The organism is uncultured Parabacteroides sp. (assembly GCF_905196875.1).
GTDB lineage: Bacteria > Bacteroidota > Bacteroidia > Bacteroidales > Tannerellaceae > Parabacteroides.
The window spans coordinates 74446-100865 of record NZ_CAJJWO010000009.1 but is presented as its reverse complement, the minus strand read 5'-3'; the positions used below and the strand labels follow the sequence as shown (position 1 = coordinate 100865).

Sequence of the window (26420 nt, the reverse complement as noted above, 5' to 3'; positions counted from 1 at the left end):
AAATTCAGATATATGGAACAGGAAGGAACCAAATCCGGCATTTTAGGTAGGATAGGGAGCAGTATCGATGCTTTTCTTCATAATAAGAAATTGAAGGAGAAGTTGTATATCATCATATTCGAATCAGATACGCCTAAAGGAAAGTTATTCGATGTTTTTCTGATAGGATTTATCATTGCGAGTGTGTTGGTGGTGATATTGGAGAGTGTCGTGACCTTTTCCGATCGTTTCAAGCTGATCCTTCAGATACTGGAATATGTATTTACTGCTTTCTTTACTTTTGAATATCTGGTGCGGATCTATTGTAGTCCTAAACCGAAGAAATATATATTCAGCTTTTTCGGGATCGTGGATTTACTGGCTACATTGCCTTTATATCTTGGCTTTTTCTTTAGAGGGGCGCGTTACCTGTTAGTTATAAGAACTTTCCGTTTGATTCGGGTATTTCGTGTGTTCAAGCTGTTTAATTTTCTGGAAGAGGGGAATTTGTTACTGGTTTCTCTGCGGTTGAGCAGCCGGAAGATTTTTGTGTTTTTCTTTTTTGTCCTTATCCTGGTTACTTCGATCGGAACAATTATGTTTATGATAGAGGGTACACAGCCGGATACCCAGTTCAATAATATTCCCAATTGTATCTATTGGGCGATCGTTACCATGACAACGGTCGGTTATGGAGATATAACACCTGTTACCCCTGTCGGACGCTTTATTTCGGCTTGTGTGATGCTGATCGGTTATACGATCATTGCCGTTCCGACGGGGATCGTTTCGGCTACGATGATGAAAGAACATCGCAAGCGTAGTCTGCTGCAATGTCCCCATTGTTTCCGGACAGGGCATGAAGAAGAAGCTAAATTCTGTAAGTATTGTGGAGGAAAGCTGGATGATACAAAATAAAATTGGTCAACTTTCTTATCGTTTTAACTAGCGCGTTTCGTGAATATTTTTATATTTGCGCATATGAAAACACTATTAGCCACTATTGTAGCAGCATTGCTTATTACTATTATGTTTTGTGCCGGAGGATATAGCTTATACCGTATTGAAGCTGATCCGGCATTGTTTATTCTCGTTTTGGGGATTGCCTGGGCTGTTTCGCTCTGGCTGCTTTTTTCCACTGTATTCAGTAAAAAGAGAAAGAGATCTGTTTCTTTTTTAAGGCATTGATCCCGGCTTTTATCAATCCTTTGATTTACTGTTTATGTCTTTCAACGTGTCTTTTATAACGTACCATATTACGCAGACGATCATGACCAGCATGATGGCACTGCCGCCTACACTGATTATTGTTTTTATGTATTGATCCATCTTTTATTCAGGTATTAGGTTTATAGATATAGTTACTACTTGCTAAAGATAGGCATAAGAATGCTAATAATTTGGTTATCCGTGAAATAATTACAGAAATGTATAGTAATTGGACGTTATGTTAAGGAATCGGGTGATGGAATAATTATATTGCCGTGACAAGAAAAATAGTTGTTGTGGTCTAATATTGTTTATATTTGCGGTACTATGGATGGAGATCGGGAATATGAGTATATGAAAAAACTGGGACAGGGGGATCATAAATCCTTCGATGCCTTGTTTATGCTGTATCATCCGCGGGTAAAGAACTTTCTCAAAGGTTTTATCAAGGATGAGGAAGAGGCATGCGATATGGCGCAGGATATCTTCTTTAAAGTCTGGACGAACCGGGAAAATATTTCGAAAGTAAGCTCCCTGAAAGCCTATCTGTACCGGATGGCCCGGAATATGATCTACGATTATTATGAACATAGTCTGGTAAAAGAGTCGTATGAGAAGAAACAACAAATGTCTTCCAATGAGTATATAGATTTGATTGAAGAAGATATTTATGCCAAAGAGCTGTCGATCCTGATCGATATTGCCATAGAACAAATGCCCGAGCAACGACGCCGTATTTTTAAGATGAGCAGGAAAGAAGGGCTATCCAACGATGAGATTTCCCAACAGTTAGAAATAAATAAACGTACGGTTGAAAACCATATAACACAAGCCCTAGCTGATCTTCGGGAAGCTTTGCGCGGAGCCGTTTTATTACTTTTCTGAAAAAAAGATCTTTTTAGCCTGTGTGTGCGCTTTCGTTGTCCCGTCTTTATTATAAACACGGGATAAAATGGCGAATAAAACCATACATACATTACTAACAAAATTCTTTGGGAATAATCTTCCGGAGTCAATACAGCTGTCTTTTCGGGAATGGTTCATTGGTGGAACCTGCCAACAGGAGAAGGAGGAAGCTATGCTGGATATCTGGGAGAAGGTGCCTGGTGAAGTCAACGAACAAACCAAACGGGAGCTGGCCAAGCTCCATCGGCGTATTCATGCTGCTTCGAAACCGGTAGTGAAAAGAACATTGTTTCGACAATTCGTTCGTGTCGCTGCGATCCTGCTGTTGCCTCTGCTGGGAGCTGCAGCTGCTTATTTCGTTATGCAGAGTGAACCCCGGATGACCGAACCCGAATGGACGGAATGTTTTGTGCCGAATGGGGAGAGGAAACAGATTTTCCTGTCGGACGGATCGGAAGTTTGGTTGAATTCAGGTTCGTTATTGCTCTATTCTGCACGGTTTGAAGGAAATAAGCGTTCGATCTACCTGAATGGGGAAGCCAGCTTTAAGGTCGCTAAAGATCCGGATAAACCGTTTATTGTAAAAACCGGCCATATGGAAGTGGAGGCTTTGGGTACTCTTTTTAATGTGGAGGCCTATTCGGATTCTAAGCTGACTATCGCAACGCTGGAGGAAGGGAAAGTGCGCGTAACGACAGATCAGGCTTCCGACAAACCGATTATTTTGTGTCCGAATGAGCAGATTATATATAACAGCCAGTTTGGTATTGTCTCCAGGGAGGAAGTCGATGCTGCCAGGGTCTTACAGTGGAAACATGGTTATCTGACTTTCCAGGGATCCTCTTTCGATCATATCGTGAAGACGATCGAGCGTCGTTTTGATGTCACGATCAATTATGAGACGAATAAATTTGCAGAACGTAGTTTCACGATGAAGTTCAGGCCGGATGAAGGTTTGATCCAGGTGTTGGATATCCTGAAAGAGATGGTGAACGGATTGCATTACAGGGTGAAGGATAACGTAATATACATTAACTAAAAACGGGAGGAAACTATATGAAAAAAAGAACCCGGGAAGACGACGCCAATCTGAGCTTCCCGGATTTGAAATCGTAGAATACCAATTAATAAGTCACCTGAAACAGGTGAGAAATAATGTAATATTCAACTTTAAAAATCTAATTTACAAAGATATGGAAATAAACCAGAAAATACAAAGGATGAAGAATATTACTTCATTCAAGGTAGCAATAATACTTTTTCTTCTCCTTTTTTCGCAATATACTTCGCTAGGGGCACAAACAATTACACTGTCGGGAAATAACCTGACTATGAAGAGTGCTTTTGCTGAGATAGAGAAACAGACGGACATGTCGATCGATTATGACGAGTCTGTAATAAACCTTCATCAAAAGATCAGTACTTCTATTCAGGGGAAAAGCCTGGAAGAAACGATGAATATCCTGCTAAAAGGTACGGGCTGCTCGTTTGTAGTAAAAAATAATCACATCGTTATTTCAGTAAATGCAAAAGATACAGGAAAGTCGTTGACTGTGACAGGAGTGATCACGGATGAACACGGAGAGCCAGTGATCGGGGTGAATGTGATTGAAAAAGGGACGACAAACGGTTGTATCTCTGATATGGACGGACGTTATTCGTTGGACGTACAGCCTAATTCCATCTTGCAGGTTTCTTATATCGGATATATTTCCCGGGAAATAAGGGTGAATAACCAGAAAGTGATCAATGTACAACTGAGAGAAGACACCCAGAATCTGGAAGAGGTGGTGGTAGTTGGTTATGGAACACAGAGAAGGAAAGATTTGACGGGGGCCGTATCGAGTATCAATGCTAGTGAGATACAGAGCCGTTCGGTTCCTTCGGTGGCCGGTTCGTTGCAAGGAAAATTGAGTGGGGTCATGATACAGGAAACAGGCGGTGACCTGACCGGACGTTTCCAGTTCTCGGTACGTGGTACGGGGTCTGTGACCGGTAGTAATAATCCTCTGCTTATTGTGGACGGGGTTCCGCTCTTTAACGACGACCTTTCCACATTGAATACAAAAGACGTCGTTTCCATCGATGTATTGAAAGATGCTTCCGCTTCCGCTATTTACGGTTCGCGTGCTTCTAATGGTGTTGTTATTATCACGACGAAACGCGGACAGAGCGGGAAACCTGTCGTTTCTTTCAGTATGGATTTGGGATTTGAAAATATCGCTAAACGGTATGAAGTATTGACCACCGACCAGCAGCGTTTATTGTTTGTCGAGGCATTTAAGAATACCAACAGAAATCCTGAAGTATATGAAAATGTAAATGACCCGGTTTGGCAGATAGATACGGACTGGCAGAAAGAGGGGACCCGGACAGGGGTAAGGCAGAATTATAACCTTAGCGTACAGGGAGGAAGCGAGAATAATAAATATGCGGTATCCGGTTCGTTCTCACGAAGACTGGGGACCATGAAGAACAGCGACCTGAATGAATTCTTCCTGCGTGCGAACAATGACATTTCGATCGGTGAAAAAGTGAAGATCGCATCGAGTATCAGCGGAGCACACCAGCGCCAGAATAAGTTGAGTAATGACGCCTGGGGTAGTGGAGCTTATCAGCGCCTGATCAGTAGTCATAGTTATTTACCTGCTTATGATGAAACTGGCGATTTCTTTGCTGTAACATCGGCTGCGGACCCTTATTTCGGAGAGAACAGCAACCCGCTGATCAATCAGTTGATGAATGTCAATAAAGAAAGTTCATCGAGAATGATGGGGAGTATTAAGGTCGATTACAATATCTTGAAAGAACTGACTTTTACGGTTAATGCCGGTACGGACCTCGGTTTTATCAATGGCTATCAATATTTACCCGTGTATCAGTACGGACGATATACCCGGACGGAAGGCAGTACCACCAATACATCCAGGGAAACGATCAACTGGGTGACAGAGGCAACCTTGCAGTATAGTAAAAAATGGCGGAAGCATTCATTGAGTGCTTTGATCGGAGCCTCCGCACAGCAGCATGTAGATAAAAAGACAAGTACGACCGGTACGGGGACTATCGATAATTCTTTGGATCAATTATCGAATCAGACGAACTTTACGGCGACAGGAACTTCGGTAACATCTGCTTTAGCGTCTACTTTTGTTCGCTTGAATTATAGTTTTAACGACCGTTATTTGTTTACAGGAACAGTTAGACGTGACGGTTCTTCGAAATTCGGGCCGGATAAACGATATGGTATTTTCCCCTCGATATCCGGTGCCTGGAGAATGTCGGAAGAAGCTTTTCTGCGTAATGTCGATTTTCTTTCCAACCTGAAGCTGCGTGTCGGATACGGATTGACCGGAAATCAGAATATCGGAGATTTTGCCTATGTGACCCGTGCCGGTGCCAGCCCTTATATCTGGGGTAACAGTATGGTGGTGGGTAACTCCTCTGTAAATATGGGTAATCCTAAATTGCAATGGGAGTCGGCCCAGCAATTTAATGTCGGTATCGATGCTTCTTTCCTGGACAGCAGATTGTCTCTGGTTCTCGATTACTATGATAAGCGATCGAAAGATTTACTTATTCAGACTCCGGTTCCTTATATTGCCGCAGTTTCGGAAAATCCTTATGTTAACCTGGGATCTGTGCAGAACAGAGGTGTGGAAATCGGTATTAATTCCAATAATATTTCAACAAAGAAATTTTCCTGGACAACAAGTTTCAATATCAGCTTTAATAAGAACAAGGTGCTCGATATCGGAACGAATGCCCTGGGCGAACCCCTGCAAATTCCGGGAGAGAACATATCGTTGCCGAACGATTTTGCGAACCTGACCAAAGAGGGACATCCGGTCGGTGCTTTTTACATGTATCAGTTTGATGGCATCTGGCAGAAGAATGAGGCGGATGAAGCTGCTTTGTTTGGTGCCGTACCCGGTGATCCTAAGTTTGTGGACCGGAATAACAGCAAATCGCTCGATACGGGAGATAAGGATTTTGTCGGATCTCCTCTGCCTACCTATTTCGGAGGTTTCACGAACACGTTCTCGTATGGTCCGTTCTCTCTGAGCGTATTTTTTAATTTTGCGGGAGGTAACAAGATTTATCATGCTATGCGAAACCTGAATGCGAGAGCTGTCCCGTTCAATCAGCAATTGGCGGAGATATCGGATTTCTGGACGGAAAACAATCCTTCGAATACGATACCTCGTCCGTCACAGGGAGGAAATACCACATTCCTGGCAACCCGTGTGTCTACGAATTATCTGGAAGACGGAAAGTATCTGAGGCTGAAAAACGTATCACTCTCGTACGCGCTTCCTAAAACATTACTGACGAAGTTGAATATCAGTGATGCGACGGTGTCGGTGAACGGTGCTAACTTGGTTACTTTTACCAAGTATACCGGATTGGATCCGGAAGCATCCAGTACGACGAGCTTGCTGTCCGGTGGTATCGATTATACTCCGTATCCTTCTACCCGTTTCTATTCATTCTCATTACAAATATCCTTTTAAAATTTACTGCTATGTTGAGAAAACTAATGTATAAAATATTTATTTCGGGATCGATCCTGCTGCTTGCGGGATGCTCGGACTTTCTGGAGCCAAAGATGAAAGGTTCTACAGAATTGCAACAGCTTATAAGTACGGAACAAGGTATGTTGACAGCTGTGAATGGTATTTATCAACCTTTGCAGTCTTTGTTCAGTGGAACAATGCAACGCATGACAGACCTGGCTTGTGACGATGGATGGACCTGGAGGAATGAACTGGAGACAGACCTTTTTATCGTTGAACAGGATTTCTCTTTTGCTGCAACAGTCTGGAAACAACATTATATGGGGATAGGTCGTGCTAATGTGGTGCTGGACAATCTGGAGAAGGTGACAAATTATAAATCGGACCAGCAACGGCAGCATTTTGAGGGACAAGCGAAATTTATGAGAGCTTATTATTATTTTAATCTGGTCCGTCTGTTTGGTGGCGTTCCCATTCTGGAACATCAGGTAGTTTTTCTGGAAGATGCCCAGGTGCCGAGAGCTTCCATACAAGATGTATATAACCAGATCGAGAAAGATCTTGATGAAGCGGAACGTCTTTTGCCGTCTGCTTATTCGGGAGAAACGGGGGCGGAAGCCGGTCGTCCGACGGTCTATTCGGCCAATGCATTGAAAGCTTTGGTGTATCTTGAAATAGAACAATGGGATAAGGTGGTGGAGGCTGCCGATAAGGTGATAGGAAAAGGCGCCCTGATCGATTATGTGAAAAATTTCAATGGAACGGCAGAAAATGGTTCCCAGTCATTTCTGGAGGTACAGTATGGAGGTGTTACCTCTGCGACGACCTCTTCACTGAGTACTTTTTATTCTCCGACTTCTTTCCCCAGTGGGAGTGCCCTTATTTTGCCGACGGATGACAGGCTAAACGGTAAGGGTGGAGGTCCTTCTTCCGGTGACGGTTTTGTGCAGCTCTTTGACGATAGACCGGAAGATAACCGTAAAAGTGTGATTATGGATACGTATGGTTTAGCTAACTTTGTGGATGCATCGCAGCCGGATGGAAGTTTGTATTATGTAAACAAGTATTATAATACGACCGACCCGGTAGGTAAAAGTATCTGGAACTTCCCTCTGATCCGATATGCCGAGATCCTATTAGCGAAAGCAGAGGCATTGAATGAAAAAGGATATGTTGCCGGCGGTGAGGCTTTTTCATTGGTCAATCAGATACGGAAACAAGCCGGTCTGGAAGATCTGAAGGGATCGGATGTTACCAACCAGAAGTCTTTCAGGGACTATATTATGAAAGAACGGCGTATTGAACTGGCTTTTGAGTGTAAGCGTTATTTCGATCTAAACAGGTTGGGTGTCTTGCAGTCGGTTATGCAACCCCAGCTGGATTATCTGGGATTGAAATTTCCACAGAGCAAGATGATCACTCATCCGATAACGAATAAACCTTATTATTTATATCCGGTGCCGTCTACTGAGTTTGTAAATAATGCGAAACTCGGAGAGCAGAACCCGGGATACAAATGATAAATATAAACTTATTATACCATGAAAAGAAAAAATGTGTTATTATCGCTTGGAGGGCTTTCGGTGTTATGTGCCGGTTGTGCCCAACAAGCACAAGAGCCTGAGAAACCCAATATCGTTTTCATCTTTGCCGATGATATGGGCTATGGGGATGTGTCTGCATTGAATGAGAATTCGAAACTGAAAACAACGAATATCGACCGGATTGCCAATGAAGGGGTGATATTTACGGATGCCCATTCCAGTTCGTCGGTCAGTACCCCGTCCCGGTATAGTGTATTGACAGGCCGTTATAACTGGCGGTCCGACCTGAAATCGGGTGTGCTTTACGGGTATGACAAAGCACTTATCCCACAGGGGCGGAGAACAATTGCGAATGTTTTGGGTGAATGCGGCTACCAGACTGCCGCTATCGGTAAGTGGCATCTGGGATGGGACTGGAACAATATCGACGCAGGTCCGGATAGTGTGGACTTCAGTAAACCGATCACCAATGGTCCGACTACGCGTGGCTTCGACTACTATTACGGGATCTCGGCTTCCCTGGATATGGCTCCTTATGTATATGTGGAAAATGATAAAGTAACCGCTTTGCCGGATCGTGAAACGGTGAATAAGGATGCATTTAGCTGGTGGCGCAAAGGACCGACAGGTGCGGATTTCGACCATGAACAGACGCTTCCCCATCTGATCGGTAAGGCAGTGGATTATATTCATGAGAAGTCGAAGGAAGACAAGCCTTTCTATTTATATCTTCCGCTGCCGGCTCCGCATACCCCGATCCTTCCGATCAAGGAATATCAGGGTAAATCCGGTCTGAATCCTTACGGTGATTTTGTCCTGATGGTGGACGATATGGTCGGAAAGGTGATGAAAGCGTTGAAAGATGCAGGTGTTGAAGATAACACGATCATCGTTTTTAGTACGGATAATGGTTGTAGTCCGGAGGCCAAATTCGATGAGCTTCAGGCAAAAGGGCATTATCCGAGTTATATTTATCGCGGGCATAAGGCCGACTTGTTCGATGGAGGACACCGTATTCCCTGTGTAGTAAGATGGCCTGCCAGGATAAAACCTCATATTGTGAATCAGACGGTGTGTCTGACGGACTTCTTTGCCACCTTCGCCGCCGTTGCCGGTTATCAGTTGAAGGAGACGGAGGGGGAGGACAGCTATAACATCCTGCCATTATTATTGAATGAAAAGGAGAGCAGTACGATCCGTGAAGCGACTGTTCATCATTCCATAAACGGCGATTTCACGATCCGTAAGGGTGAATGGAAATTGTTGTTGTCTCCCAGTTCCGGCGGATGGAGTTTCCCTCGTCCGGGTAAAGATGCCGAGGTGATCAAGACACTACCACTTGTCCAGTTATTTAACATGAAGGACGATCCGGCAGAAACCAACAACGTCTACGCCGAACATCCGGAGATAGTAAAAGAACTGAAAGACCTGATGATAAAATACGTTAAAGACGGCCGTAGCACTCCGGGCGCTCCTCAGAAGAATGATGGACCTGAGGTTTGGAAGCAGTTAAGCTGGATGGAAGAATAAATATTTTGAATCCTTGGAAAATCCCGGAAAACAGTTACTTTTGTTTTCCGGGATTTTATTTATCAGGAAGAGGAAGATGTTAACAGAAAAGAGGATGATACCTTATAGTTTTGAGGAAATATATGTTTCATATTTCTCCAGAATGAAGTATTTTGCTTTGGAATATGTATTATCCGAAGAAGATGCCGAAAATATTGTGCAGGATGTATTTACAGAGCTATGGGAAAAGAAAGAATTACTTACTTACAATATAAATCTGGTAGCTTTTCTGTTCACTTCTATTAAAAACAGATGTGTCGATCATTTGCGGCATCGGGTGGTGGTACAGGAAGCTGCTGACCAAATGCGCGAAGAGTATCAGATGACTTTAAGGGCGAAGTTGGCCTCTTTGGAATTATTTGAACAATCTATTTTTTCAGATCAGGACATAGAAAGAATTGTTACTGATATAATAGAATCACTACCTGAGAAATGTCGGGAAATTTTTATTAAAAGCAAAATAGAAGGGAAAAAACAAAAAGAGATTGCTTTAGAACTGAATATATCCCTTAAAACGGTTGAAAACCAAATGAATATAGCATATAAAAAGATAAAGGCCGAACTGAAAGATTACTTACCTCTTCTTTTATTTCTTTTGAATAACTAAAAAAATAATTTCACCTTTGGGGGTTTTCTTCTCTCCATCCGTTTACTTAATACAAAACGGAAAATATGGACGAACGAATACATAAATACTTTTATGACGAACTTTCCCGTGAGGAACGTTTATCCTTGTTGCATGATGTGGAGGTGAATGATACATTGAGAAAAGAATTTGCCGAATATCAAAATCTGTATGCGTTGTTGAATCTGGGACATCAGGTAGAGAACAGGAAAACCGGCAAATATAAATTCGATCAGTTTCTTTCCCGGAAAGAACAGGGTGTCGCCAGGCAATTGTGGTTGCGCCGGATAAGTTATGCTGCAGTTATCGTAGTATTAGTGGCATCTTCAAGTATATTGACATTTTTGTATACTCAGAATCTGGGACAGCAGGATTTGTCAGACAACGTAATGAATACATTGTATACACCAGCCGGACAACGTGCACAGCTTGTTTTGCAGGATGGAACGGAGGTTTGGTTGAACGCGAAGTCGAAACTTACTTATCCTGCACAGTTTAAAGGAGCAGAAAGACGAGTGACTGTTGAAGGAGAAGCATTTTTTAATGTGGCGAAGGATCCATCAAAACCATTTATCGTCTCGACACAGGAGGTGGATATGAAAGTGTTGGGGACACAGTTCAATGTCTTTTGCTATCCGGATGCCGGGTATCTGCGGACTTCTTTGTTAGAGGGTTCTGTCAGGGTATTTTTTCCTGAAAAAGAAAATGAAGGAATTACTCTGAAACCAGATCAGCAGGTAACTGTTTCTCTGGGGAAAATGATTGTAGCACCTATTAGCCTGAGTGATCATTTTTTATGGCGTGAAGGTATCTATGCTTTTGAAAATGAACCCTTGATAGACATCCTCAAGAAAATGGAATTATATTATGATGTCAGGATCTTAGTTAAAGATACCTCCCTGTTTAATGAAACCTATACAGGTAAATTCAGACAGCGTGACAGTCTGGATGATGTATTCCGTGTATTACAGCAGATCCGTAAATTCAAAGTGGAAAAAGATAAAGAGAGAAATATTATAACCTTGAATAAATAACATGTTAAACTAAAAAAGAGATGCTTATGAAGAAAAAACACCAGTAGAAAACAAAAGCGGCAGAAGCTACCAACAACTGCCGCCGATGTAAAGCAAACACAAGTCGTAAAATTTAGTATTCACTTTAAACATTGAACAAATGTATGAAAAGAAAAACTTTGTTACAGTATTTTGCTGTGCATAATAACAGCATTAAAGAAATTTTTAGGATTATGAGAATATCACTATTCCTTTTATTCGTTTGTGTGTGTCAGTTGATGGCGACTGATATGGATGCACAAAACGCGGTTGTCAAGATTGAACAGAATAATATTTCTGTTAAGCAGTTGATAAAAGAGATCGAGTCCCAGACCGATTATCTGGTTGTTTTTCGTAACCAGGATGTGGATGTCGATAAAATCATCTCTTTTAAGAAGACTTCCGCCAAAGTGACTGATCTGTTGGAAGAAATGTGCCGGAATGCAAACATTAATTACGTGTTTGCCAGCAATTACATCACTCTTTCAAAAAAACAGGCGAGAGAAGAACTTGGTAAAAAGAAAGTGACTGGGATTGTGACTGACGCAAAAGGTGAGCCGATCATTGGAGCCAATGTGGTGGAAACAGGAACAACGAATGGTATTATTACTGATATAGACGGTCGCTATTCCCTTGAAGTCGACGAAAATGCGACTATTCAATTCTCTTTTATCGGTTATCTGAGCCAAAGTGTAAGCGTGAAGGGTAAGTCGATTGTCGATGTTAAACTGGTAGACGATATGCAGGCCCTGGATGAGGTTGTGGTTGTCGGTTATGGTACCGCCAAAAAAAGTGATTTGGCCGGTTCGGTTGTGCGCGCAGACTTAGGAACTTTACAGGAATCTCCCAATATCAGTTTGGGGTCCGCTTTGCAAGGAGTTGTTCCGGGACTAAATGTGGGTGCGGTCACAGAGGCTGGTAAAGATCCGGATATGTCGATCCGCGGACGTACGTCCATCAGCGGAGGAAACTCTCCGCTGATCGTATTGGATGGTATCATATTCCGTGGAAATATGGTTGATATCAATATGAATGATGTAGAATCCATCGATGTATTGAAAGATGCCAGTGCTGCGGCCATTTACGGTTCGGAAGCCAGTAACGGTGTAATCCTTATTACTTCAAAGACTGGTAAGGTGATGAGTAAGCCGACTATTGAGTATAGTGGTTCTTTCTCTTATCAGCAACCGACAAATAAAGACATGTTCCCGGAAGGACGCGACGGTTTTTTGCGGAAAATCGCCGACCGTTTTCTGGAAGAGAGCAGAACCGGCGATGATATGCTTTCTGCAAACCCCAACTGGGACGTCACGAAACATTTGATGGATGGTAATACATTGGCAGGTTATACGAACGGAACGGAAACCGATTGGTGGGGATTGCTGACAAAAGAAATGCCGTATATCCAGAACCATAATCTGAGTGTGAGAGGGAAAAACGAATTGAGCAGTTATTATTTTTCCATGGGATATACGGATCAACAGAACCTGATTATCAATGATACTTATAGGCGTTATAACGTCAGAGTAAACATGGATACCAAGATCACGGATTGGTTGAAAGTCGGTGTACAGTCTTTCTTTACGGTCAGCGATTATTCCGGTACGGCTCCGTCTTTGGAAACGGTAGTAGGGTTGCCGCCGATTGTCGCTGTCATGGATGAGAATGGCGAATATATCAAAGAACCTTATAAAAATACAACTAACCCCTTACTCCAGATCCAGCAGGATGATGTAAACAAGCGTTATAATTTGTTTGGTAACTTCTATGCGGATGTTGATATTCCTTTTGTGAAAGGATTAAACTATCGTATGAATTTTTCTCAAAATCTGATTGAAGGGAAAGAGTATAATTACAATGCGTTAGGACAAAACTATACGGGTTCTGCCTCCAAAAAGAACACTAGCCAGTATAACTGGACGGTAGATAATATCGTATCTTATAAGCGTACATTTGGTAACCATGCCATTAATGCCACTTTCGTATACGGTGTTGAAAAAAGGCAATATGAGGAAACAAAAGCAGGAGCTGTTAATTTCTCGAACGGTATTTTAGGATACAACAAACTGCAGGCCGGTCAGTCGGATTTACAAACAGCACAATCCGGTGCCTGGCAAGAATCGAGTTTGTATACCATGTTACGTGCTATTTATTCTTTCAATGATCGTTATATTTTTACAGGGACAGTTCGTCGTGACGGTTTTTCCGGCTTTGGAAAAGACCATAAGTTCGGGGTATTCCCTTCGGGGGCTTTTGCCTGGAGAATCAGTGAAGAGGATTTCTTCAAGGATAGAGTCGATTGGATGGAAAATCTGAAATTACGTCTGTCTTACGGTTCGAATGGTAACAGGACAGTGGGACGCTATCAGACACTAGCCCAATTGGGATCAGGGGCCGGATCGGTCAAAATAGGTGATGTTACTTACGATGCCGGATATTTATTCGGAGATGGTGCCAGTGCAGAACAGATGCAATGGATTACTGCTTTGTCGAATGCCGATTTGAAGTGGGAAACAACCAATACTTTCAATATGGGAGTCGATTTTAGTGCTTTGAACGGACGTGTTTTCGGTAATGTCGATTATTATGTTTCGCAGACAAATAACTTATTGTTCAATATTGATATTCCGCAAATAAATGGTTTGGAAAAGATTCCTACCAATATTGGAAAGTTGAAGAACCATGGTGTCGAGTTTTCTGTAACAGGTGTACCGGTACAAACTAAAGATTTCAGTTGGGATGTAACATTTAATTTTTCACGCAACAGAAATAAGGTGGTAAGTATTTTGGGGATCGATGCCGATGGCGACGGAAAAGAAGATGACTTGGTTGCCAATAAAATATTCATAGGAAAACCGTATGGTGTGAAATACGATTATAATATCATTGGTATGTGGCAATTGGCAGATAAGCACAATGGTCTGATCCCGGAAGGTTTTGAGTATGGTACATATAAAGTTGAGGATGTGAATAACGATGGTAAATATACGGCTGATCAGGACCGTAAAATTATCGGTTATGAGGATCCTGCTTATCGTTTCAGTATCCAAAACTCATTCAGATATAAAAACTGGGAACTGAAAGTCTTTATCAACTCCGTACAAGGAGGTAAGAAATATTATTATGGTCAGCCAGCCAGCTCTGTTCCTAATCCGGATAATATTTATCAGAATAACCTGTTTAATTTTGATTACTGGACTCCGGAAAATCCAGATGCCCGCTATCGTCAGTTGGGGTATTTTTCTCAAGCATTAGGAGGATATACTTTCTCCCCGTATGTTCAACGTAACTTTGTTCGCTTGCAGGATGTCACCATATCTTACAATGTACCAGCCAGCTGGTTGAAGAAGTTCAATGTAAACCGCTTGAAAGCTTATGTTTCAGGGAAAAACTTGCTGACCTTCACAGACTGGGATGGTTGGGATCCTGAAACTGGAGCCGGACTTGACTCTTCCAAATATCCTGTAATGAGAAGTTATTCTGTTGGTCTTAATCTTGAATTTTAATAATCTATGAATATGAAATCATTAAAATATAGTATATTGTTTTTGATGGCATGTGCGCTTTGTGTATCATGTGATGAAAGTAAATTCCTGGAAGAAAAGCCACTTGATTTTTATTCTCCTGAAAATTCAATGGAAACATCTGCCCATTTTCAGGCGTCTATTAATTATCTTTATAACAGGACCAGATATTTACAGTGGGGAACCAACACGGAAGCACGTTTTGCTTTGCGTTATGCAACGGATTTTGCATTTAATGCAACCGACTATTACAAACCTGCAAAGTTGAATGATTATACGAATGTAATGGTTCCGACTTATTCCGTTCCGTTGGAGATATGGAAGACGTGTTATACGATCGTATCAAATGCGAATGTGATATTGAACCGGTTGGATCAGAGTAAATCTATTACGGATAGTGATAAGAGTTCTTTCCGTGGAGAAACACTTTTCTTTAGAGCGTATGCTTATAAGATTTTAGCAAATCTGTATGGAGGAGTTCCATTGGTATTGGAAGAGGTTGAGACACCGCGCCGCGATTATGTGAGAGCAACCCGTGAAGATGTGTATGATCAGATTAGAAAGGATCTGGAAGATGCAGAAACGTTGTTGGATAACATCGATAAGGTAAAAGACGGAAAAATAAGCAAGCAGATGGCAGAACATCTGTTATCTGAAATTTATATCAGTCTTGGACAATATGACCAGGCGATCAGTGCGGCTACTCGTGTGATCGATTATCCGGCAATGGGATTGATGACTTCTCGTTTTGGCTCACGTAAAGATGAAGAAGGGGATGTATATTGGGATTTGTTCCGATTGGATAATCAGAACAGAAGTAGTGGAAACACGGAAAGTTTGTGGGTTATTCAATATGATTATCAAAATCCGGCATCAAACACAGATTATAATATGCCTTGGGTTGTCCTTCCATTTTATCAGAATCTTCAGGTTACGGAAAAAGATGAAACCGGGAAAGAGATAACGACTAACGCTTTTTTAGGCGTAACCGATGGAAAAGGGGGACGTGGTGTTGGTTGGATGCAACCAACTGATTTCTTTTTTGGAGATTTGTGGAAAGGTTCGGAAAATGATATCAGAAATTCTTCGTATAACATTATGCGTGATGTGAGAATTGATAATCCTGCATCTCCCGCTTTTGGTAAATGGTTAGTAAAAGATGGGTATTCCAAACAAGTAGATCCTATTCGTCAATGGTTTCCGTTTTTGACAAAGGTTGCCCGTATGAATAATTTCCCGGAAGATTTGTATCAGAAGAATTCAAATGGTGAACCTCTTATGACTGAATTTGGAGAACACCTATTGATAAATAATGCAAACAGTTCTTATAAAGATGAATATATGTATCGTCTGGCAGAAACTTATTTGTTGCGTGCTGAAGCATATGTCGGTAAAGGCGATAAAGAAAAAGCTGTTGCTGATATTAATGTGATTCGTGCAAGGGCGAACGCCGAACCGGCAAAAGCTTCGGAAATGGATATCGATTATATTCTGGATGAACGTTTGCGTGAATTGTATGTAGAAGAAATGCGTATGGTTACTTTATGTCGTATGGGTAGATTAGTTGACAGAAATCGGAAATATAATCCCAAATCGGGACCATCTATTTCTGATTTCCATAATTTATGGCCGATACCATTCTCTGAAATAGAGCGGAATATATTTGCTGAAATCAAACAGAATCCTGGATATTAATAAGTGATTATCAGGTATGGTTAAACAAACAAATACTCGTAGCCTGTTCCTCTTTTTAGGGGGACTGGCTACCCTGAGCTGTACAACTCAGGCGGAAAAAAAGCCAGACAGACCTAATATCGTTTTTATTTTTGCAGATGATATGGGCTATGGGGATGTTTCGGCATTAAATGAACATTCCCGAATACAAACATATAATATTGACAGGATTGCGAATGAAGGAGTCATTTTTACGGATGCACATTCCAGTTCATCTGTTAGTACTCCCTCCCGTTACAGTCTTCTGACAGGCCGGTATAACTGGCGTTCAACTGAAAAATCAGGAGTATTGGGAGGGTATAGCAAAGCTTTGATTTCTCAAGATCGCCGAACCATTGCCAATGTACTGAAAGATCAAGGATATCAGACCGCCTGTATTGGTAAATGGCATTTGGGATGGAACTGGAATAATATTGAAGCCGGTATCGACAGTATCGATTTCAGCAAACCGGTAACAAACGGACCGACGACGTTGGGGTTTGATTATTTTTATGGCATTTCCGGTTCTCTGGATATGGCTCCTTACGTCTATGTGGAAAATGACAGGCCAACCGCTTTACCAGACAGGATTACAGAAAATACAGGAATGAAATTCTGGCGGAAAGGCCCGACGGCTTCGGATTTCGACCATGAACAGACAATGCCCAATTTTGTAAACAGAGCAGTGACTTATATTCATGAAAAGTCGCAGAGCGGTCGGCCATTCTATCTCTATCTTCCGTTGCCGGCTCCCCATACTCCGATCCTGCCAATCAAAGAGTATCAAGGTAAATCGGGATTGAATCCGTATGGCGATTTTGTACTGATGGTGGATGATATGGTGGGAAAAGTAATGAAAGCACTGAAAGACGCGGGTGTGGAAGACAATACGATCTTGGTGTTCAGCACGGACAACGGATGTAGTCCCGAAGCCAAGTTTGATGAACTTCAGGCGAAAGGACATTTTCCCAGCTATATCTATCGAGGTCATAAAGCTGATTTATTTGATGGTGGGCATCGTATACCCTGTATGGTCAGGTGGCCGGCTAGGATAAAACATCATGTGGTAAACCAGACTGTCTGTCTTACTGATTTTTATGCCACTTTTTCTTCAGTTGCCGATTATCAGTTGAAAGATTCGGAAGGGGAAGATAGTTATAATATTTTGTCGTTGCTGATCAATGAAGAAGGAAACGACGTGATCCGTGAGGCAACGGTTCACCATTCGATCAGAGGTGATTTTACTATTCGTAAGGGTGAATGGAAACTTTTATTATCTCCAAGTTCCGGAGGGTGGAGCTTCCCCAGACCTGGCAAAGATGACGAAGTTATACAGACTATGCCTGCAGTACAGTTATACAATATGAAGGATGATCCTGAAGAAACCAGTAATGTTTATACCGAATATCCGGAAATTGTCAAAGAATTGAAAAACTTGATGATTAAATATATTAAAGAAGGTCGCAGTACTCCGGGAGTTCCTCGGAAGAATGATGGCCCTGAAGTCTGGAAACAATTGAGTTGGATGGACGTTATTTAAGAATATATGAAAAAACGAACGATTATTATATCATGTTTGGCGACAGGCCTTGCATATGGTACGGTTGCACAGAAAAGCAATCAACCCAATATAATCTTTATATTGGCAGACGATTTAGGATATGGAGATTTATCATCCTTAAATAAAGATGGAAAAATACAGACTCCTCATTTGGATAGACTCGCTGAAAACGGGGTTGTATTTAGAGATGCCCATTCTAGTTCAGCCGTTAGTACTCCAACACGTTATGGTGTATTAACGGGAAGATATAATTGGCGTTCGACATTAAAAAGAGGGGTGTTAGGTTGGTATGCCAAACCATTGATTGCTGCAGATCGTACTACAATGGGTGGAATGCTTCGTAGCCGGAATTATAATACTGCTTGTATCGGAAAGTGGCATTTGGGAATGAGTTTCCCTACTAAGGATGGAGAATGTGTAGTTGATACACCAGAACAATATAATTTGGATTTTACGAAAGAGATCACAGGGGGACCTTGTGATATTGGATTTGATTATTTTTTTGGAGTGGATGCCCCCAATTATCCGCCTTATTGCTTTATTGAAAACAGGAAGACGGTAGGGATTCCCGATACATTCTATCCGGTAAGAAAAGATAAGTTAATAGATAGTCGGGCCGGTAGAGGATTACCGGATTGGAAGCAAGAGTATATTCTTCCTGCGTTGACGGATAAAGCTGTTGAGTTTATCAATCAATCGGCAGGAAAGGATAAACCTTTCTTTCTCTATTTTCCGCTAACTTCTCCACATACCCCGATTGTTCCTTCATCCCCTTATGTGGATCAATCGAAGTTGAATTTGTATGCAGATTTTGTTGTTCAAACGGATGCGGTAGTCGGTAGCCTGTTGAAGGCTTTGGAGGATAATGGAATAGCAGAAAATACAATAGTCGTATTTACTTCAGACAATGGTTGCTCTCCGAATGCTGATTTTGACTTTTTGAAAGAGAGAGGACATGATCCGAGTTATATTTTTCGTGGAATGAAGTCTGATCTGTTTGAAGGTGGGCATCATATTCCTTGCATTGTCAGTTGGCCGGGTAAAGTATCTCCCCATATTGTAGACCAAACTATTTGTTTGACTGATTTTATGAGAACGTTTGCTTCCATAGTAGGATATACGTTAGCGGATAATGAAGCGGAAGATAGTTACGATATTTTACCGTTGTTGGTTGATTCTGCATATTCTGAAATAATACGTGAGGCTACAGTTCATCATTCCATCAATGGATCGTTTGCTATCCGTCAAGGTAAATGGAAATTACTGCTTTCTTCTTATTCCGGTGGTTGGAGTGAACCAAGAAAACCAAAAGAGGGGGCACCTGAATTTCAATTGTATGATTTGGAACAGGATCCTGAAGAAAGTGATAATCTGTACGGCTCATTTCCTGATATTGCAGAGAAGATGCGAGCATTGTTGATACGTTATGTTAAGGAAGGGCGTAGCACTCCGGGAATTCCTCAGAAAAATGATGATCCTGAAGTCTGGGAGCAATTGAACTGGATGGAGTAATCTTTTCTCTGTTTGTATAGTGTCATGCAAACCTTTGCGTAACTTTTTCGAGATATATTTTATATACAAAATGCAAAGATGTATTTTTGATGATTCATTTATTAACTTCAAATCAATTGGATAATCATGAAAAAAAGAATCTTTTACCTGTTTGGAAGCATACTCTTTTCTGCGGCTCTTTGTGCGCAGGATAATACTATCCTCTTTCAAAACACCATCAAAATCGAGCCCGGCGACAGCCACGAGGTCATTATTGAGAAAGCTGCCCATGTTGTTCCCACTCCGAACCAGCTGAGTGCTTTGCAAAATGAATACATTGCCTTTATCCATTTCGGGCCCAATTCGTTTACCCGGATGGAATGGGGGAACGGGATGGAAGATCCGAAGGTGTTCGATTTGAAGGAACTCGATACCGACCAGTGGTGCGAAGCCATGAAAGCGGCCGGGATGAAGATGGTTATCATTACCGTGAAGCACCATGACGGGTTTGTCCTGTGGCAGAGCCGGTATACGACACACGGTATCATGTCCTCCGACTTTGAAGGCGGGAAGGGAGATATCCTGAAGGAACTGTCTGCCTCCTGTCAGAAATACGGATTGAAGTTGGGCGTTTATCTTTCGCCGGCCGACCTGTTCCAGATAGAAAGTCCGGATGGGCTGTACGGAAATTTAAGCAAATACACCAAACGGACGATTCCTCGCGAAGTACCAGGCAGGCCGTTTGCCAATCCGACAAGGTTCGAGTTTGTGGTAGACGATTATAACGAATATTTCCTGAACCAGTTGTTTGAATTGCTGACCGAATACGGACCGATCCACGAAGTCTGGTTCGACGGTGCACACCCGAAGCGCAAAGGCGGACAAACCTATAACTATCTGGCCTGGAAGAAACTGATCCGTACGTTAGCTCCGAATGCCGTCATATTCGGTCGTGAAGACGTGCGCTGGTGCGGTAACGAAGCCGGAGGAACAAGGCCGACCGAATGGAACGTGATCCCTTATCAGGCCGATCCGGATACGATGACGCAGTTTGCTGACATGACAGACCCTGTGCTGGGCGGTCGCGACGAACTGTATAAAGCAAAATATCTGCACTATCAGCAGGCGGAAACCAACACTTCTATCCGCGAAGGCTGGTTCTACCGCGACGACACCCATCAGAAGGTAAGAAGTGCCGACGACGTGTTCGATATTTACGAACGTGCAGTAGGTGGCAACTCGACCTTTCTGCTGAATATTCCACCCAACCGCGACGGCCGTTTCTCGCCTGCCGATGTGGCATCGTTGAAAGAAGCCGGTAAACGGATAAAGGAGACATACGGAACGGATCTGTTGCAAGGAGCGGAAGGCCCGGAGCAAGTACTCGACGGAAAGCCCGATACCTGGCTGTCGATGGATGAAGGGCATAAAGAGTTTACCGTAACTATGCCTTCTCCGGTGACGATCAACCGTATCATGCTCCAGGAAGCTGTTGCAACGAACGGGGAACGGGTGGAGAAACATGCCGTAGATGCCTGGATAGACGGAGCCTGGAAAGAAATAGCCGTTTCGACCAATATCGGTTACAAACGCATCCTCCGCTTTCCGGAAGTAACGACGGACAAGCTGCGGGTACGTCTGCTCGAGTCGCGTCTTACACCTGCCATCAGCCATATCTCTGCGCATTATTACAAATCCCGTCCGCCTCAGTTGAGTTTCAGGAAAGATGTAAACGGATTGGTTACGATCGAACCTAAATTGCAGGACTTCGGCTGGAACCCCCACGGACAGAATGCTGCCGGCAACCTGAACGCAGGCTATAAGATCTATTATACAACCGATGGCAAAGAACCGAACGAAAACTCTGCCGAATATAAGGAACCCTTTAAAATGGAACGTGGCGAACTCAAAGCCATTGCCGTCCTGAAAGGAGAGAAAGGAGCCATGCATAGCGAACGCCTGGGACTGACCAAGCAAAACTGGAAGCTGGTAGAAGCAAGCAGCGAAACCAAACGCAATCCCGCTACAGCCGCTTTCGATGCTAAGCCCGCCACTTTCTGGCGTTCGGAAGAAGGTAGTCTGCCGCAATTCATAACGATCGACCTCGGTTCGAAAGAAACGCTCAACGGCTTTGCCTACACTCCTCAAACCCGCAATGCGGAAGGTATGATGGCTAAAGGCGTACTGAAGATCAGCGATGACGGCAAGAACTGGAAAGAGGTAGAGGCTTTTGAGTTCGGAAACCTTATCAACGATCCGAGCAAACGTTACCATTACTTCAAGAGTCCGGTTACTGCCCGTTACGTTCGTATCGAAGCGACTGAAATAGCTGCCAACGGCAAGGTCGTAGCCGTTGCAGAATTTGACTTGCTTTAAAAGAAAACTATTTAAATACTTTTGATGTCTCCGGAAAACAATTACTTTTGCCTTCCGGAGACATATTTTTATATTTAATACCTAATTATCATGAATATACGCTTACTATCTTCTCTTCTTCTATTTTTTTGTTGTCTTGCGTGTGCGGAGACACAGCAGAAAGAGTCACTCGTTCTGTGGTATAACGAACCTTCCGAAAACTGGAATGACGCCCTTCCGATCGGTAATGGTCGTGCCGGTGCGATGGTGTTCGGCAGCGTGGATAAGGAGCAGCTGCAACTGAATGAAAATACGTTGTACAGCGGAGAACCTTCCACTGTCTTCAAAGATATTAAGATCACCCCCGAAATGTTCGACAAGGTAGTCGGGTTGATGAAGGCGCAGAAGTACGACGAAGCCTCTGGTCTGGTCTGCAAACACTGGCTGGGCCGTTTGCACCAATATTATCAACCTTTCGGCGATCTGTTTATCGAGAATAACAAGCCGGGTGAAGTGTCCGGTTATAAGCGTGAGCTGAACATTTCGGATGCTGTAGCCCGTACGGTTTTTCAGCAGAACGGCGTACAGTATGAGCGGGAAGTATTTGCCTCCCACCCGGATGATGTCATTATTCTCCACCTGAAGAGCAATACGCCCGACGGCCTCGATCTTTCCCTTAATTTCACTTCTCCCCATCCTACGGCCAAGCAGTCGGAAGGCTCGGATCGTCTGGTTCTGCACGGACAGGCTCCCGGGTATGTGGAACGCCGTACTTTCGAGCAGATGGAAGAATGGGGCGACCAGTATAAACATCCTGAGTTGTATGACGAGAAAGGAAACCGCAAATTCGATAAACGTGTGCTCTACGGCGATGAGATCGATAACAAAGGTATGTTCTTCGAAGCTCAACTGAAACCTGTTCTGCCTAAAGGGGGAGATTATGAGATAACTGATAAAGGCATACATGTTTACAATACCGGCGAAGTCTATTTCGTCCTGAGTATGGCTACCAGCTTCAACGGTTTCGACAAAAGTCCCAGCCGCGAAGGTGTGGATCCGTCGGCTAAGGCAGCCGGTATCCTGGATAAAGCCCTGGCTTATGATTACAAACAGTTGAAACAACGTCATGTGACCGATTATCAGAACTTGTTCGACCGGGTAGACCTGCAATTGCCCTCTACTCCCGAGCAGAAAGCAATGCCGACCGATCAGCGTATCCAGCAGTTTGAATCTGTTTCAGATCCCGATCTGGCTGCTTTGTTGTTTCAGTTCGGTCGTTATCTGATGATTAGCGGTTCGCGTCCCGGTGGACAACCGTTGAACCTGCAAGGTATCTGGAATAAAGATGTAGTTCCCGCCTGGAACAGCGGATATACGATTAATATAAATACGGAAATGAATTACTGGCCGGCCGAACTCACCAATCTTTCGGAATGCCACGAACCACTTTTCCGCCTGATTGACGAACTGGCCGTTTCTGGAGCAGAAACGGCTCGCAACATGTATAACCGCCGCGGTTGGGTAGGTCATCATAATACCTCTATCTGGCGCGAGTCCGTGCCGAACGATAATGTGCCGACCGCCTCTTTCTGGCCGATGGTACAAGGCTGGTTATGCAGCCATCTGTGGGAACATTATCTGTACACACAAGATGAGGAGTTTCTGAAGAACCGTGCTTATCCCTTGATGAAAGGTGCCGCCGAATTCTTTGCCGACTGGCTGATCGACGATGGCAACGGTCGTCTGGTAACTCCTGTCGGTGTCTCTCCTGAAAATCGTTTCATCATGGATAACGGTAAACAAGGTGCTATGTCGATGGGACCGACAATGGATATGGCAATTATCCGTGAAACATTCACCCGCACGCTTGAAGCGGCGGAAATGCTGGATCAGGATGAACCCTTACGTACTGAACTGAAAGATAAACTTTCACGTTTGCTGCCTTATCAGGTAGGCGCGCGCGGCCAGTTGCAAGAGTGGATGTATGACTTTAAAGAGTGGGAGCCGAAACACCGTCATTTCTCCCATTTATACGGTCTTCATCCCGGCAATCAGATCACTGCAGATGCCACTCCCGAACTGTTCGATGCAGCCAAACAAACACTGATCCTACGTGGCGATGAAGCTACCGGCTGGTCGATGGGCTGGAAGATCAACTGTTGGGCACGTTTGCAGGATGGCAACCATGCCTATAAGATCGTTTCGAACCTCTTCAACCCTGTCGGTTTCGGCAATGGACGCAAGGGGGGCGGATTATTCAAGAATATGCTGGACGCCCATCCGCCTTTCCAGATCGACGGAAACTTTGGCTATACTGCAGGTGTTGCCGAAATGCTGCTGCAAAGCCATGCCGGGTTTATCCAATTGCTGCCCGCCCTGCCCGATTTATGGAGTGAAGGTTCCGTATCAGGACTGAAGGCGCGTGGCAATTTTGAAGTCGCTATGAAATGGCAACAAGGCTGTCTGTCTGAAGCCTCCATCCTTTCCGGAAGCGGGAAGGAGTGCCGGTTGAGAACATCCCTTCCTATTACAGTGAAACAGGATGGTAGAGCGATAGCAACTTCTTCTCCGGTTACTTCCAACGGGAAAGAATACTATGAAACTGTCTTTACTACTGTAGCTGGGAAGAGCTACCAGGTAAGTCCGGTCGCTCCTTGAGATAGTCTCTAATGGCTGGGGAGTATTTATATTTATCTGCCGATGTAATCTGTTGCCGACACTGTCGATAATATTGCTGACACTGTCGAAAGCTTTGTCGACACTGTCGTTTATTTAGCCGACACTGTCGGCAACAGATTACATCGGCAGATAATAGAGATAACATACGGTTTGATAATGATTTATCTCCCGGTAAATATAAAAGTATAAGCATATAACTATAAACTGCTCTCTTATGAACAAAAAAGTAACCTTATTAACTACTGCTATGCTGTCTGCAACGAGCTTGCTGTCCGCAGACAAGAATCCGAACATCATCCTGATATTGGCGGATGATATGCGCGGAACAGCGATGGATTTCCTGGGTGTAGAAGATGTACACACCCCGAACCTGGACAAGTTGGCCTCCGAAAGCACGGTCTTTACCAATGCCCATATCATGGGAGGAACTTCCGGTGCCGTCAGTATGCCGAGTCGTGCCATGCTGATGACGGGTAAATATCTTTATACGCTGGAAAAACAGGGATCGACCGTCCCCGACGATCATATTTTGATCGGGGAAGCCTTGCAACAGACCGGATATAACTCGTTCCATACCGGTAAATGGCATAACGGTACGCAGGCGATGAACCGTTGTTTCAACGATGCGGAAGGCATTTATTTCGGTGGAATGTACGACCATTGGAACGTGCCGCTCTACAACTACAATGCAGATGGTAACTATGGAAAGAAGCGTCCGGTAGTCAAAGACTGGGCGAAGAGCAACGAGGTAACCTACGAAGTGGGTGAATATATGTATTCCGGCAAACATTCGGTGGATATCTTCACGGATGATGCTGTCAGGTATATCGAAAAACAAAAGGGAGCCGCTAAACCGTTCTTCCTTTCCGTTGCATACATGTCGCCACATGATCCGCGTACGATGCCCGACGAATATATGCGCCAGTATGACCGTGACAACATCCAGTTGCCGCCGAACTACATGGACAAACATCCGTTCGATAACGGCGAACTGGTGATCCGCGATGAAGTGCTGGCCGCCATTCCCCGCGTACCGGATGAAATAAAGAAGCATATCATGGAATATTATGCCATGGTGACACATGTAGACCGCCGTGTGGGCGACATCATCCGGGCCCTGAAAGAAAGCGGAGAGTATGAAAATACGATTATCGTTTTTGCCGGCGATAACGGCTTGGCTGTCGGACAACACGGTCTGATGGGAAAACAGAACGTTTACGAACATAGCGTGCGTATCCCTCTGATGATCAAAGGGGCTGGAAGTAACGCCCAGGGACGGAAGAGTGATAAATTATGCTATCTGATCGATGTATTCCCGACCTTGTGCGATATGATCGGAACGGATATCCCCTCATCCGTGGACGGCGTGAGCCTTATTCCTGCCATAGAAGAGGATAAAGCTGTAAGGGATTACCTGTATTACTGCTATATGGATAACCAGCGTGCTATATCCGACGGGGAATGGAAGCTCTGCGAATATCATGTGAAAGGCGTGCGCACCACCCAATTGTTCAATCTGAAGAACGATCCCTGGGAGTTGAATAACCTGGCAGGTGATAAAAAACAGGCAAAGCTTATCAAGAACCTGCGTAAGCAAATGACGCTGGAACGGGAGAAGACGAAAGACAATTCGACCTTCTGGGACGGATTTGTATTCTAAAATTACTATCTTTGCGGCTGTTTGAATAAAATAAAG

At 43.5% G+C, this 26420-nt stretch carries 17 protein-coding genes; 16 read left to right on the top strand and 1 reads right to left on the bottom strand.

The window, feature by feature from the left end; translation table 11 throughout:
• Positions 1–12 precede the first annotated feature (12 nt).
• Together QZ076_RS05495 and QZ076_RS05490 are read left to right on the top strand one after the other, a co-directional pair.
• A complete protein-coding gene (locus QZ076_RS05495) occupies positions 13–897 on the top strand; it encodes an ion transporter (RefSeq protein ID WP_293711034.1) in 885 nt (294 codons plus the stop codon).
• Between the two features lie 63 nt (positions 898–960).
• Entirely contained in the window at positions 961–1167 is a 207-nt protein-coding gene (locus QZ076_RS05490) for a hypothetical protein (RefSeq protein WP_293711033.1), read from the top strand.
• Positions 1168–1179: 12 nt separating this feature from the next.
• Here the strand turns inward: QZ076_RS05490 and QZ076_RS05485 are convergent, their stop codons facing one another.
• Positions 1180–1308 (bottom strand): hypothetical protein, encoded by a 129-nt coding sequence (locus tag QZ076_RS05485; RefSeq protein ID WP_262497518.1) that lies wholly within the window; start codon positions 1306–1308, stop codon positions 1180–1182.
• A gap of 207 nt (positions 1309–1515) precedes the next feature.
• On the opposite strand from QZ076_RS05485, the gene QZ076_RS05480 reads away from it, so the two are divergent.
• The 14 genes from QZ076_RS05480 (at position 1516) to QZ076_RS05415 (ending at position 26384) form a co-directional block, all read left to right on the top strand.
• Positions 1516–2073, top strand: a complete 558-nt coding sequence (locus tag QZ076_RS05480) for an RNA polymerase sigma-70 factor (RefSeq protein WP_293711031.1) — start codon at positions 1516–1518, stop codon at positions 2071–2073.
• 67 nt (positions 2074–2140) lie between these two features.
• Positions 2141–3133 carry a FecR family protein gene (locus QZ076_RS05475; RefSeq protein ID WP_293711029.1) on the top strand — a complete coding sequence of 331 codons (993 nt, stop codon included), beginning with the start codon at positions 2141–2143 and terminating at the stop codon, positions 3131–3133.
• A gap of 181 nt (positions 3134–3314) precedes the next feature.
• The gene (locus QZ076_RS05470; protein ID WP_293711027.1) at positions 3315–6608 is read left to right on the top strand and encodes a TonB-dependent receptor; all 3294 of its coding nucleotides are present in this window, start codon (positions 3315–3317) and stop codon (positions 6606–6608) included.
• Between the two features lie 11 nt (positions 6609–6619).
• Positions 6620–8131 carry a RagB/SusD family nutrient uptake outer membrane protein gene (locus QZ076_RS05465; RefSeq protein ID WP_293711025.1) on the top strand — a complete coding sequence of 504 codons (1512 nt, stop codon included), beginning with the start codon at positions 6620–6622 and terminating at the stop codon, positions 8129–8131.
• A 21-nt stretch (positions 8132–8152) separates the two neighbouring features.
• Positions 8153–9685 carry an arylsulfatase gene (locus QZ076_RS05460; RefSeq protein ID WP_293711023.1) on the top strand — a complete coding sequence of 511 codons (1533 nt, stop codon included), beginning with the start codon at positions 8153–8155 and terminating at the stop codon, positions 9683–9685.
• A 76-nt stretch (positions 9686–9761) separates the two neighbouring features.
• Entirely contained in the window at positions 9762–10331 is a 570-nt protein-coding gene (locus QZ076_RS05455; protein WP_293711075.1) for an RNA polymerase sigma-70 factor, read from the top strand.
• Positions 10332–10396: 65 nt separating this feature from the next.
• Positions 10397–11383, top strand: a complete 987-nt coding sequence (locus QZ076_RS05450; RefSeq protein WP_293711021.1) for a FecR domain-containing protein — start codon at positions 10397–10399, stop codon at positions 11381–11383.
• A gap of 212 nt (positions 11384–11595) precedes the next feature.
• Entirely contained in the window at positions 11596–14907 is a 3312-nt protein-coding gene (locus tag QZ076_RS05445; RefSeq protein WP_293711019.1) for a TonB-dependent receptor, read from the top strand.
• 12 nt (positions 14908–14919) lie between these two features.
• Positions 14920–16620, top strand: coding sequence for a RagB/SusD family nutrient uptake outer membrane protein (locus tag QZ076_RS05440; RefSeq protein ID WP_293711017.1), 1701 nt, complete (start codon positions 14920–14922; stop codon positions 16618–16620).
• A 16-nt stretch (positions 16621–16636) separates the two neighbouring features.
• On the top strand, positions 16637–18178 hold the full coding sequence (locus tag QZ076_RS05435; RefSeq protein WP_293711015.1) for a sulfatase-like hydrolase/transferase: 1542 nt from the start codon (positions 16637–16639) through the stop codon (positions 18176–18178).
• A gap of 6 nt (positions 18179–18184) precedes the next feature.
• Positions 18185–19711 carry an arylsulfatase gene (locus tag QZ076_RS05430; protein ID WP_293711012.1) on the top strand — a complete coding sequence of 509 codons (1527 nt, stop codon included), beginning with the start codon at positions 18185–18187 and terminating at the stop codon, positions 19709–19711.
• Between the two features lie 126 nt (positions 19712–19837).
• Positions 19838–22066, top strand: coding sequence for an alpha-L-fucosidase (locus QZ076_RS05425; protein WP_293711010.1), 2229 nt, complete (start codon positions 19838–19840; stop codon positions 22064–22066).
• Between the two features lie 90 nt (positions 22067–22156).
• Positions 22157–24703 carry a glycoside hydrolase family 95 protein gene (locus QZ076_RS05420; protein ID WP_293711008.1) on the top strand — a complete coding sequence of 849 codons (2547 nt, stop codon included), beginning with the start codon at positions 22157–22159 and terminating at the stop codon, positions 24701–24703.
• Positions 24704–24938: 235 nt separating this feature from the next.
• Positions 24939–26384, top strand: a complete 1446-nt coding sequence (locus tag QZ076_RS05415) for a sulfatase-like hydrolase/transferase (RefSeq protein ID WP_293711006.1) — start codon at positions 24939–24941, stop codon at positions 26382–26384.
• Positions 26385–26420: the final 36 nt, after the last annotated feature.

Bases quoted from the DNA above. Each gene is read 5' to 3' on its own strand.
- QZ076_RS05495 (WP_293711034.1), top strand. From the start codon at position 13: ATGGAACAGGAAGGAACCAAATCCGGCATTTTAGGTAGGATAGGGAGC.
- QZ076_RS05490 (WP_293711033.1), top strand. From the start codon at position 961: ATGAAAACACTATTAGCCACTATTGTAGCAGCATTGCTTATTACTATT.
- QZ076_RS05485 (WP_262497518.1), bottom strand. From the start codon at position 1,308: ATGGATCAATACATAAAAACAATAATCAGTGTAGGCGGCAGTGCCATC.
- QZ076_RS05480 (WP_293711031.1), top strand. From the start codon at position 1,516: ATGGATGGAGATCGGGAATATGAGTATATGAAAAAACTGGGACAGGGG.
- QZ076_RS05475 (WP_293711029.1), top strand. From the start codon at position 2,141: ATGGCGAATAAAACCATACATACATTACTAACAAAATTCTTTGGGAAT.
- QZ076_RS05470 (WP_293711027.1), top strand. From the start codon at position 3,315: ATGAAGAATATTACTTCATTCAAGGTAGCAATAATACTTTTTCTTCTC.
- QZ076_RS05465 (WP_293711025.1), top strand. From the start codon at position 6,620: ATGTTGAGAAAACTAATGTATAAAATATTTATTTCGGGATCGATCCTG.
- QZ076_RS05460 (WP_293711023.1), top strand. From the start codon at position 8,153: ATGAAAAGAAAAAATGTGTTATTATCGCTTGGAGGGCTTTCGGTGTTA.
- QZ076_RS05455 (WP_293711075.1), top strand. From the start codon at position 9,762: ATGTTAACAGAAAAGAGGATGATACCTTATAGTTTTGAGGAAATATAT.
- QZ076_RS05450 (WP_293711021.1), top strand. From the start codon at position 10,397: ATGGACGAACGAATACATAAATACTTTTATGACGAACTTTCCCGTGAG.
- QZ076_RS05445 (WP_293711019.1), top strand. From the start codon at position 11,596: ATGAGAATATCACTATTCCTTTTATTCGTTTGTGTGTGTCAGTTGATG.
- QZ076_RS05440 (WP_293711017.1), top strand. From the start codon at position 14,920: ATGAAATCATTAAAATATAGTATATTGTTTTTGATGGCATGTGCGCTT.
- QZ076_RS05435 (WP_293711015.1), top strand. From the start codon at position 16,637: ATGGTTAAACAAACAAATACTCGTAGCCTGTTCCTCTTTTTAGGGGGA.
- QZ076_RS05430 (WP_293711012.1), top strand. From the start codon at position 18,185: ATGAAAAAACGAACGATTATTATATCATGTTTGGCGACAGGCCTTGCA.
- QZ076_RS05425 (WP_293711010.1), top strand. From the start codon at position 19,838: ATGAAAAAAAGAATCTTTTACCTGTTTGGAAGCATACTCTTTTCTGCG.
- QZ076_RS05420 (WP_293711008.1), top strand. From the start codon at position 22,157: ATGAATATACGCTTACTATCTTCTCTTCTTCTATTTTTTTGTTGTCTT.
- QZ076_RS05415 (WP_293711006.1), top strand. From the start codon at position 24,939: ATGAACAAAAAAGTAACCTTATTAACTACTGCTATGCTGTCTGCAACG.